Below are 9,416 nucleotides of genomic sequence, written 5' to 3' on the forward strand. Positions count from 1 at the left end.
CCCGTGGCAGGGCCGGGACGGCCGCGCCCCCGCGGCCGGGGCTCAGCCCCGGGCGCCCAGCAGGTGGTCCATCGCCAGCTGGTCGAGGCGCTCGAAGGCCATGCCCCGCGCGGCGGCCTCGTCGACGTCGAAGTCCTCGAAGGCGGAGCGGTCGTCGAGCAGGGCCTGGAGGCCGTCGGCCGCCGTGGGCTGGGCCAGCTGGTCCAGCCGGGCCGCGCGCAGCGCCTCCTGCACCTCCGGGTCGGCGCGGAACGCGGCCGCGCGCTCCTTGAGCATCAGGTAGTTGCGCATGCAGCCGGCCGCCGAGGCCCACACGCCGTCGAAGTCCTCGGTCCGCGGCGGCTTGAAGTCGAAGTGCCGCGGGCCCTCGTAACCGGCCGACTCCAGCAGGTCCACCAGCCAGAAGGCGGCCCGCAGGTCACCCGCGCCGAAGCGGAGGTCCTGGTCGTACTTGATGCCGGACTGGCCGTTGAGGTCGATGTGGAAGAGCTTGCCCGCCCACAGCGCCTGCGCGATGCCGTGCGGGAAGTTCAGCCCGGCCATCTGCTCGTGGCCGACCTCCGGGTTGACGCCGTACAGCTCCGGGCGCTCCAGGCGCTCGATGAACGCCAGGGCGTGGCCGATGGTGGGCAGCAGGATGTCGCCGCGCGGCTCGTTCGGCTTGGGCTCGATGGCGAAGCGGATGTCGTAGCCCTGGGAGGTGACGTACTCGCCGAGCAGGTCGAAGGCCTCCTTCATGCGGTCGAGGGCGTCCCGCACGTCCTTGGCGCCGCCGGACTCGGCACCCTCGCGGCCGCCCCAGGCCACGTAGGTCTCGGCGCCGAGCTCGACCGCGAGGTCGATGTTGCGGATGGTCTTGCGCAGCGCGTAGCGGCGCACGTCGCGGTCGTTCGCGGTGAAGCCGCCGTCCTTGAACACCGGGTGGGTGAACAGGTTGGTGGTGGCCATCGGCACCTTCATGCCGGTGTCGTCCAGCGCCTGCCGGAAGCGCTTGATGTGCTCCTCGCGCTCGCTGTCGCTCGCGCCGAAGGGGATCAGGTCGTCGTCGTGGAACGTGACGCCGTGGGCGCCCAGCTCGGCCAGGCGCCGCACCGACTCGGCCGGGTCGAGGGCGCGCCGCGTGGCGTCGCCGAAGGGGTCCCGTCCCTGCCAGCCGACGGTCCACAGTCCGAAGGTGAACTTGTCCTCGGGGGTGGGCTGGTAGTTCATGCCGCGGCTCCTTGCTCGCTGAGACTATTTCGTCATGGCGGTTTACAAATTAGTATGCAGGAACATTTCTGGGAAGAGACACACCCGCACCGGGTGCGGAAGAGGGAGAGACCGATGTCAGCAGCCGAGGGTCCGCTCGTCGTCGGCGTGGACACATCCACCCAGTCCACCAAGGCCCTGGTCGTCGACGTGGCCACCGGCCGGATCGTCGCGAGCGGCCAGGCCCCGCACACGGTGACCTCGGGGGCGGGCCGGGAGAGCGATCCGCGCCAGTGGTGGGACGCCCTGGGCGAGGCGCTGCGCCAGTGCGGCGAGGCGGCGCACGAGGCGGCCGCGGTGTCCATCGGCGGGCAGCAGCACGGCCTGGTCACCCTGGACGGGCACGGGGAGCCGGTCCGCCCGGCGCTGCTGTGGAACGACGTGCGTTCCGCGCCGCAGGGCCGCCGGCTGGTCGAGGAGCTGGGCGGCGCGAAGTTCTGGGCCGAGCGCACCGGAAGCGTGCCGACCGCCTCCTTCACGGTCACCAAGTGGGCCTGGCTGGCCGAACACGAGCCGGACGCGGTGCGCGCCACCAAGGCGGTCCGGCTCCCCCACGACTACCTCACCGAGCGGCTCACCGGGCAGGGCACGACCGACCGCGGCGACGCCTCGGGGACCGGCTGGTGGGCTTCGGGGACGGAGGCGTACGACGAGGAGATCCTCGCGCACGTGGGCCTCGACCCGGCGCTGCTGCCCCGGGTGGTGCGTCCCGGCGAGGTCGCGGGGACCGTGCGCGACGGCCACGACCTGCCGTTCTCCAAGGGCACCCTGGTGGCGTGCGGCACCGGCGACAACGCCGCCGCCGCGCTGGGCCTCGGAGTGCGTCCCGGCACGCCGGTGATGAGCCTCGGCACCTCGGGCACCGTGTACGCGGTGACGCAGCGCAGGCCGGCCGATCCGACCGGCACGGTGGCGGGGTTCGCCGACGCGCGCGGCGACTGGCTGCCGCTGGCCTGCACGCTCAACTGCACGCTGGCCGTGGACCGGGTCGCGGCCCTGCTGGGCCTGGACCGCGAGGCCGTCGAACCCGGAGCCGGCGTCACGCTGCTGCCCTTCCTGGACGGCGAGCGCACCCCGAACCTCCCCCACTCCTCCGGCCTGCTGCACGGGCTGCGCCACGACACCACCGGCGGCCAGCTGCTCCAGGCCGCCTACGACGGCGCCGTGTACTCCCTGCTGGCCGCCCTCGACCTCGTCCTCGACGAGGACGCCGACCCCTCGGCGCCCCTGCTGCTGATCGGCGGCGGCGCCCGGGGCACCGCCTGGCAGCAGACCGTGCGGCGGCTGTCGGGACGGCCGGTGCAGGTGCCCCGCGCCAAGGAACTGGTCGCGCTCGGCGCGGCGGCCCAGGCGGCCGGACTGCTCACCGGGGAGGACCCGGCCGCGGTCGCCCGGCGCTGGGACACGGCGGCGGGCCCGGTGCTGGAGGCCGTGGAGCGGGACGAGGAGACGCTGGCCAGGCTGGCCGGGGTACTCTCCGACGCGGCCCCGCTGCTGGACCGCGGCACGACCGCCGGCTGACGGCACCCACCGGCACGGCGCCGACGGGGCCGTGCCCGCCCCCCGGCGCCGACCGGCGGGCACGGGCCCGCCGGCACCGGCCGGCGGGCCGACCAGCCGTAGCGGTCGTCGGCGCACCGGCGACCGCAGAGACCGAGGAACGACGGAGGAATGAGCGCACCGCCGCACAAGGCCCGCCCGGTCGGCCCGGGGCGCACGCTGCCCGACACCCAGCAGGGCATGCGCCGCCGCAACCTCTCGCGGGTGATGCACACCGTCAGCGCCGAGGGCCCGCTGTCCCGGGCCGCCGTCGCCTCCCGCATCGGCCTGACCCGTGCGGCGGTGTCCACGCTGGTCGACGAGCTCATCCGCTCGGGCCTGCTGGAGGAGCTGGGTCCCGAACGTCCCGGCCGTGTGGGCCGTCCCGGCTCGGCGCTCGCCGTCAGCGGACGCGGCCCCGCGGGGATCGGCGCCGAGGTCGGCGTCGATCACCTCGCGGTCTGCGCGGTCGACCTGCGCGGACGGGTCCGGTCACGCGCGGTGCGGCACGTCCCGAACCGCGGCCGCTCCCCCGGGCCGGTGCTCGGGCAGCTCACCGAGCTGGTGGAGCGGGTCGTCGCCGAGGCGGAGCACGAGGGCCTGTGGCCGGCGGGGCTCGCCGTGGCCGTACCGGGTCTGGTCGCGCGCGACGCCCGGACCGTGGTGCGCGCGCCGAACCTCGGCTGGCTCGACACGGACCTCGGCGCCCTGCTCCCGGCGGGCCTGCCGCTCACCGTGGCCAACGAGGCCAACTTCGGCGCGCTGGCCGAACTGTGGCTCGGCGAGGACGCCCCGCGCGACTTCCTCCATGTGTCCGCCGAGATCGGCATCGGCGCCGCGGTGGTCGTGGACGGGCGGCTGCTGCACGGGAACCGCGGCTTCGCCGGCGAGCTGGGCCACGTACCCGTACGGCCCGACGGACCGGAGTGCGCCTGCGGCGGACGGGGCTGTCTGGAGCAGTACGCCGGCGAGGAGGCGGTGCTGCGCGCGGCCGGGCTGGAGCCGGGCGAGGACCGCGTCGGCCTCCTCGCGGGCCGCGCCGGGCAGGGCGACACGGACGTACGGCGCGCCCTGGAGGACGCGGGAACGGCGCTCGGGATCGCGCTGACCGGGGCGGTCAACCTGCTGGACCCCGAGAGCGTGGTGCTGGGCGGAGCCCTGTCCGGCCTCGCCCCCTGGCTGCTGCCGTCGCTCCGCTCCGAACTGGCCCGCCGCACCGCGGGACCGCCCTGCCCCGTCTCCGTGTCCCCGCTGGGCCCCGAGGGCCCCCTGCTGGGCGCGGCGCACTCGGTGGTCAGGGGAGTGCTGGACGACCCGGCGGCGGTGGCCGAACGGACCTGACGCGCAACCGGCCGCGTCCCGCCCGCGGCGTCGCCGCCCGGTGACGAATCGCCCAACATCTGGTGGCCGGACGTTGAGCAGGCAACGATGGGGGCATGACACCGGCGCAGCGAGCCATGGAACGACTGCTCACCTGGACCGATCTCACGGCCTGTCCGGCCGGTTGCGGTACCGGGCGGGCCCTCCGCACCCCCCGTGACGAGATCGTCCACTTCCACTCCGCGCGGGACGTGGACCTCCACCTCACCCGTCGCGCCATCCAGCGCTTCCACTACGACCTGGGCGGGTCCAGCGCGATACGACTGGTGCCGGACTCGTGCTGGGTGACGGTGCATCTGGACTGCGCCACCGACGTGGACCTGCTGCTCGGTCTGGTGAGCGTCGCCCTCAAGGCGCACCAGGACGGGCCCCCGTCCGCGCCGCCGGCGCCGGCCGGGTGCAACTTCCGCCGCGTCACCGTGCTGCCGCGCGACGCGGTGGCCGAGCGCTGACCCGCGGCCGGCACCGGCGGCCTCACGGCCGCAGACCGCCGACGATGTCGGTGGTCGCCGTGAGGCCGCTGTGGATCGTGGGCGCGATGCTCGTGCCGGCCAGATAGAAACCGAGCAGCAGACAGACCAGCGCGTGGGAGATCTTCAGCCCTCCGTTGCGCAGGAAGATCACCGCAAGGACCGAGAGCAGCAGCACCACAGAGATGGAAATGGCCATCGTCAACCTCCTACGCCACATCCGTTTCGCGGCGTTCGGCCGCAAGTGTGGCGTAGCGGAGGGTTCGTCCGGGCGGCTGACCTGTCCTCCGAACGTGTGGTGTCACGCCTTCCGGCAGGCGTGGAGGAAGGACGCGAGCCCCGCGAGGTCGTCGGTGTTGAGGTGGTCGACGTCCGCCGCCACCAGTTCGCCCCAGAGCGCGTCGCGGGCGGGGCCCGGCTGGTCGGGGGTGGCCCAGAACCGCACCCGCTGTCCGCGCGCGTGGGCGGTGCCCACGAGGTCGCGCAGTTTCCTGCGCTCGGCGGCGGGGAAGGCGCCGACGCCCCGCCAGGTGAAGTTGAGCGTCCAGTTGTCGCTGATCAGCGGGACGAAGGAGGCCGGTGCGGTGCCGCCGAGGTCGGCGAGCCGGCCGTCGTAGAAGGCGTGGCGCACCCGCTGGGCCTCCATGGGGGCGCGGGCCGCGCGGTCGCCGGAGACGACGGCGGTCACCGGTCCCGGCAGCACCCTGCCGTGCGCGTAGGTGGTGAACAGGTGCCGGTGGCGGCGCAGACGGCGGTCGAGTTCGAGGTAGGTGGCGGCGCCCTCGGTCTTGATGTCGATCAGCAGCTGGAGCGGTCCGCGGTGTCCGCGGTACACCGAGCCGTGGTGGGCGCGGACCCGGGCGGCGAGCGGTTCGAGGTAGAGGGACTCGAGGGTGCGGGACGGGTCAAGGTCCTCGGGGTCGTGGGCGACGAGGAGTTGGCCGCCGACCAGGTGGACGTCGGCCTCGACGCTGCCGAAGCCGTGGTCGAGGGCGTCGAGCAGGGGACGGGGATGCTCGTAGTCGTTGTGGGCGTGGGCCCGCCACAACGGGCGCGGGTGTCGCCCCCGTTCGCCGGCCGACGCCCGGGGCGCGGGGAGGGCGGCGGTGCCGGCGAGGGCGGCGCCGAGGGTGGTGAGGGCTCTGCGACGGGTGGTGAGGGCCATGCTCTGCCTCCCTGGAGGGGCCGTACGGGACCCTGGAGAGTATGGGGTCCACGGGTGGCCGAGGAGCATGGCCGTGCGGGGAGTTGGCCGATCCGACGTCGGTCGTTCACCTCGGCCGGGCCGGGTGCGCAAAAGGGCCCGCCCCCGTCGGGGCGGGCCCTTCCGCGTCGTCCGGCCGGTCAGGGCGCTCTCAGGTCGACCAGTTCCGCCAGCGCCTCACGGTGGGCGCCCGCCGTACCGTAGGCGATCGAGTCGGCCTTGGCGCGCTTGAGGTGGAGGTGCGCCGGGTGTTCCCAGGTCATGCCGATGCCGCCGTGCAGTTGCAGCGCCTCCTCGGCGGCCCGGACCGCGACGGGAGCGGCGTAGGCCTGGGCGACGGTGACCGCCACGTCGGTGTCCTCGCCGGTCGCGAGCGCGTCGGCGGCGTTCCGCGCGGCGGCGCGGAGGTTGACGACCTCCAGCCACAGCCGGGCGAGCCGGTGCTTGAGCGCCTGGAAGCCGCCGACGGGGCGGTTGAACTGCTTGCGGTCCTTCAGGTAGCGGACCGTCCCGGTCAGCGACCGCTCGGCGAGGCCGAGCTGCTCCGAGGCGAGCAGTCCGGCGCCGGCCCGCAGGGCGCGGCGCACGGCGGTCCCCGCGTCACCCAGCCTGTGCCCGGGCGTGCCGTCCAGGGCCACCCGGGCCACCGGACGGGTGAGGTCCAGGGAGACCTGCGGCGTGACGGTGACCGCGCCGGCCTCCACCGCGTACAGCCCGCCGTCGTCGGCCGGCACCAGCAGCACGTCGGCGACGGCGGCGTCCGCGATGCCGGACAGCTCCCCGTGCAGGGCCCCGCCCTCCACCCGTACCGCGGCGAACGCGGCGCCGGGAGCGGTGTGCAGGCCCACGGCGAGGACGCCGATCCGGCGCCCGGACGCCAGGCCGGCGAGCAGGTCGCCGCCGTCCTCGCAGGCCAGCAGCGCCTCGGTGGCCACCATGGCGCTCGTCAGATACGGCACGGGAGCGACCGCGGCCCCCAACTCCTCCAGTACGACGGCGGCTTCGCGGTGGGTGGCGCCCTGGCCGCCCCGGTCCTCGGGGACCAGCAGACCGGCGAGCCCCATGCCGTCGGCGAGCGTCTTCCACAGGGACAGGTCGTGCGGGGCGTCCGACTCGGTGCGGGCGATCACTCCCGCCGCGTCGCAGTGGTCGGTGAGCAGGTCCCGGACGGCGGCGCGCAGCGCCTCTTCCTCCTCCGAGTACAGCAGGTCGCTCATCGGGCCAGGTCCTTCCACGCGACGTCCTTGTCGGTGCGCGGCTCGGCCGGCAGGCCCAGGACGCGCTCGGCGACGATGTTCAGCAGGACCTCGCTGGTCCCGCCCTCGATGCTGTTGCCCTTGGAACGGAGGTAGCGGTAGCCGGCGTCGCGGCCGGTGAAGTCGACCAGTTCGGGGCGGCGCATGGTCCAGTCGTCGTAGAGCAGGCCCTCCTCGCCCCTCAGTTCCACCTCCAGACCGCTGATCTCCTGGTTGAGGCGGGCGAAGCCCAGCTTCATGCCGGCGCCCTCGGGGCCGGGCTGGCCGGCGACGAGCTGCTGGCGCAGACGCTCTCCGGTGAGCCGGGCGACCTCCGCCTCGACCCAGAGCGTCAGCAGCCGCTGGTGCAGGTCGTGGGTGCGCAGTTCGGGGCGTTCGCGCCAGGTCTTCGCGACCGGGCCGATCATGCCGCCCTCGCGGGGCAGCCGCATGCCGCCGATGGCGACGCGCTCGTTGTTCAGGGTGGTCTGCGCGACCCGCCAGCCGTCGCCGACCCCGCCCAGCCGGTGGGCGTCGGGGACGCGGACGCCGGTGAGGAAGACCTCGTTGAACTCGGCCTCGCCGGTGATCTGGCGCAGTGGCCGCACCTCGACGCCGGGGTCGGTCATGTCGCAGACGAAGTAGGTGATGCCCCGGTGCTTGGGCACGTCCGGGTCGGTGCGGGCGATGAGGATGGCCCAGCGGGCGAGGTGGGCGCTGGACGTCCACACCTTCTGCCCGTCCACCACCCAGTGCTCGCCCTCCCGGACGGCCCGGGTGCCGAGCGCCGCCAGGTCGGAGCCGGCGCCCGGTTCGCTGAAGAGCTGGCACCAGACCTCCTCGCCGGTCCACAGGGGCTTCAGGAAGCGCTGCTTCTGCTCCTCGGTGCCGTACTGGAGGATCGTCGGCGCGGCCATGCCCAGGCCGATGCCGATGCGGCGCGGGTCGTTGTCGGGGGCCCCGGCTGCCTCCAGTTCGGCGTCCACGACGGCCTGGAGCGAGCGCGGCAGACCGAGTCCGCCGAGCCCCTCGGGGAAGTGCACCCAGGCGAGTCCGGCGTCGAAGCGGGCGCGCAGGAAGTCCAGGCGCTCCGTGTCGGCCGGCGGGTGTGCGGACAGGAACTCCTGCGTGCGGTGGCGCAGTTCGGCGGCGTCGGTCATGCGGCTGCTCCGTTCTCCGGCGAGGGCAGCACGGCGACGCGCCCGGTGGTGACACCGTCCGCGACCCGCTGCACGGCGTCGGCGGCACCGGCGAGCGGTACCCGCTCGCTCACCAGCGGCTTGATCGCGCCCCGCGCGGCGAGGTCGGTGAGCTGTTCGTGGCAGTGCCGGACCAGCTCGGGGTTCCTGGTGTTGTACAGGCCCCAGTGCAGGCCGAGGATCGCGTAGTTCTTGACGAGGGCGTGGTTCAGGGCGGGGCTCGGGACGGTCCCGCTCGCGAAGCCGACGACGACGATCCGGCCCTCGAAGGCGACGGCCTTGGCGGACTGGGCGTAGGCCGGGCCGCCGACGGGGTCGTAGACCACGTCGGCACCCCGGCCGCCGGTGGCCTCCTTCACGGCGGCGACGACGTCCTGCTCGCGCCGGTCGATCACCACGTCGCAGCCCAGCTCGCGGGCGACGGACGCCTTCGCGGCACCGCCGACCACGCCGATGACGGTGGCGCCCGCCGCCTTGCCGAGCTGCACGGCCGCGCTGCCGACCCCTCCCGCGGCGGCGTGCACGAGCAGGGTCTCGCCCGCCTCCAGACCGGCCCTGCGGTGCAGGCCGAACCAGCCGGTCTGGTAGCCGATGTGCAGGGCGGCGGCCTCGGCGTCGTCCAGCGCCTCGGGCGCGGGCAGCAGCGCGGCGGCGTCCGCGACGGCGTACTCGGCGAAGCCGCCGCAGGGCAGCGCGGGGTTGGCGATCACGCGGCGCCCGTCCTCGGTCTCGCCGCAGATCTCCACGCCCGGGGTGAACGGCAGCGGCGGCCTGACCTGGTACTGGCCCCGGCACATCAGGGCGTCCGGGAAGTTGACGTTGGCGGCGCGCACCTTGAGCAGGACCTGCCCGTCGGCGGGCGCCGGCGGCGCCACCTCCGCGAGGCGCATCACCTCGCCCGGCTCGCCGAGCTCGTGCACTTGCCATGCCTGCATGCGGGGCCTCCACGGGAGCGTGAACGTCGTGTTCGCCGGACCGGGTCCATCGCATACTAAGCGGTCGCTTGCCCCCTGGGAAGAGACGCCGGGAAGGGACACCGGAAAGAAGGCCCTGTCTCACATTCGGTGGTGACAGAGGGTGGCTCTATCCGAGGAGGATGCGGTGGCGGAGCAGGGTGAAGCCTGCTCGGCCGTGCATCTGG

The 9,416-nt window shown here is 74.5% G+C and carries 9 protein-coding genes; 3 read left to right on the forward strand and 6 right to left on the reverse strand.

Annotated elements, in window-relative coordinates; all coding sequences use genetic code 11:
• Positions 1-42 precede the first annotated feature (42 nt).
• The gene (gene xylA / locus ABTY20_RS33945; RefSeq protein ID WP_352000993.1) at positions 43-1,209 is read right to left on the reverse strand and encodes a xylose isomerase; all 1,167 of its coding nucleotides are present in this window, start codon (positions 1,207-1,209) and stop codon (positions 43-45) included.
• A gap of 114 nt (positions 1,210-1,323) precedes the next feature.
• Here xylA and xylB point away from each other — a divergent pair, with 114 nt between their 5' ends.
• The 3 genes from xylB (at position 1,324) to ABTY20_RS33960 (ending at position 4,619) form a co-directional block, all read left to right on the forward strand.
• Positions 1,324-2,769 carry a xylulokinase gene (gene xylB, locus ABTY20_RS33950; RefSeq protein ID WP_352000994.1) on the forward strand — a complete coding sequence of 482 codons (1,446 nt, stop codon included), beginning with the start codon at positions 1,324-1,326 and terminating at the stop codon, positions 2,767-2,769.
• A 150-nt stretch (positions 2,770-2,919) separates the two neighbouring features.
• Positions 2,920-4,128 (forward strand): ROK family protein, encoded by a 1,209-nt coding sequence (locus tag ABTY20_RS33955; protein ID WP_352000995.1) that lies wholly within the window; start codon positions 2,920-2,922, stop codon positions 4,126-4,128.
• Positions 4,129-4,223: 95 nt separating this feature from the next.
• Positions 4,224-4,619 carry a luciferase domain-containing protein gene (locus ABTY20_RS33960; RefSeq protein WP_352000996.1) on the forward strand — a complete coding sequence of 132 codons (396 nt, stop codon included), beginning with the start codon at positions 4,224-4,226 and terminating at the stop codon, positions 4,617-4,619.
• A gap of 22 nt (positions 4,620-4,641) precedes the next feature.
• Here the strand turns inward: ABTY20_RS33960 and ABTY20_RS33965 are convergent, their stop codons facing one another.
• The 5 genes from ABTY20_RS33965 to ABTY20_RS33985 form a co-directional block, all read right to left on the reverse strand.
• Positions 4,642-4,836: a hypothetical protein gene (locus ABTY20_RS33965; RefSeq protein ID WP_352000997.1), complete on the reverse strand. Its 195-nt coding sequence runs from the start codon at positions 4,834-4,836 to the stop codon at positions 4,642-4,644.
• A gap of 102 nt (positions 4,837-4,938) precedes the next feature.
• The gene (locus ABTY20_RS33970) at positions 4,939-5,802 is read right to left on the reverse strand and encodes a phosphatidylinositol-specific phospholipase C/glycerophosphodiester phosphodiesterase family protein (RefSeq protein ID WP_352000998.1); all 864 of its coding nucleotides are present in this window, start codon (positions 5,800-5,802) and stop codon (positions 4,939-4,941) included.
• A 179-nt stretch (positions 5,803-5,981) separates the two neighbouring features.
• Complete coding sequence (locus ABTY20_RS33975) at positions 5,982-7,058, reverse strand: acyl-CoA dehydrogenase family protein (RefSeq protein WP_352000999.1); 1,077 nt, start codon at positions 7,056-7,058, stop codon at positions 5,982-5,984.
• On the reverse strand, positions 7,055-8,236 hold the full coding sequence (locus ABTY20_RS33980; protein WP_352001000.1) for an acyl-CoA dehydrogenase family protein: 1,182 nt from the start codon (positions 8,234-8,236) through the stop codon (positions 7,055-7,057). Before ABTY20_RS33980 ends, ABTY20_RS33975 begins: the two co-directional genes overlap by 4 nt.
• Positions 8,233-9,210 (reverse strand): NADPH:quinone oxidoreductase family protein, encoded by a 978-nt coding sequence (locus tag ABTY20_RS33985; RefSeq protein WP_352001001.1) that lies wholly within the window; start codon positions 9,208-9,210, stop codon positions 8,233-8,235. Before ABTY20_RS33985 ends, ABTY20_RS33980 begins: the two co-directional genes overlap by 4 nt.
• Between the last annotated feature and the right edge of the window lie 206 nt (positions 9,211-9,416).

This window comes from Streptomyces sp. NPDC126497, assembly GCF_040302425.1.
In the GTDB taxonomy this organism is placed as follows: Bacteria; Actinomycetota; Actinomycetes; order Streptomycetales; family Streptomycetaceae; genus Streptomyces.

Bases quoted from the DNA above. Each gene is read 5' to 3' on its own strand.
- xylA (WP_352000993.1), bottom strand. From the start codon at position 1,209: ATGAACTACCAGCCCACCCCCGAGGACAAGTTCACCTTCGGACTGTGG.
- ABTY20_RS33975 (WP_352000999.1), bottom strand. From the start codon at position 7,058: ATGAGCGACCTGCTGTACTCGGAGGAGGAAGAGGCGCTGCGCGCCGCC.
- ABTY20_RS33985 (WP_352001001.1), bottom strand. From the start codon at position 9,210: ATGCAGGCATGGCAAGTGCACGAGCTCGGCGAGCCGGGCGAGGTGATG.
- ABTY20_RS33955 (WP_352000995.1), top strand. From the start codon at position 2,920: ATGAGCGCACCGCCGCACAAGGCCCGCCCGGTCGGCCCGGGGCGCACG.
- xylB (WP_352000994.1), top strand. From the start codon at position 1,324: ATGTCAGCAGCCGAGGGTCCGCTCGTCGTCGGCGTGGACACATCCACC.
- ABTY20_RS33965 (WP_352000997.1), bottom strand. From the start codon at position 4,836: ATGGCCATTTCCATCTCTGTGGTGCTGCTGCTCTCGGTCCTTGCGGTG.
- ABTY20_RS33960 (WP_352000996.1), top strand. From the start codon at position 4,224: ATGACACCGGCGCAGCGAGCCATGGAACGACTGCTCACCTGGACCGAT.
- ABTY20_RS33970 (WP_352000998.1), bottom strand. From the start codon at position 5,802: ATGGCCCTCACCACCCGTCGCAGAGCCCTCACCACCCTCGGCGCCGCC.
- ABTY20_RS33980 (WP_352001000.1), bottom strand. From the start codon at position 8,236: ATGACCGACGCCGCCGAACTGCGCCACCGCACGCAGGAGTTCCTGTCC.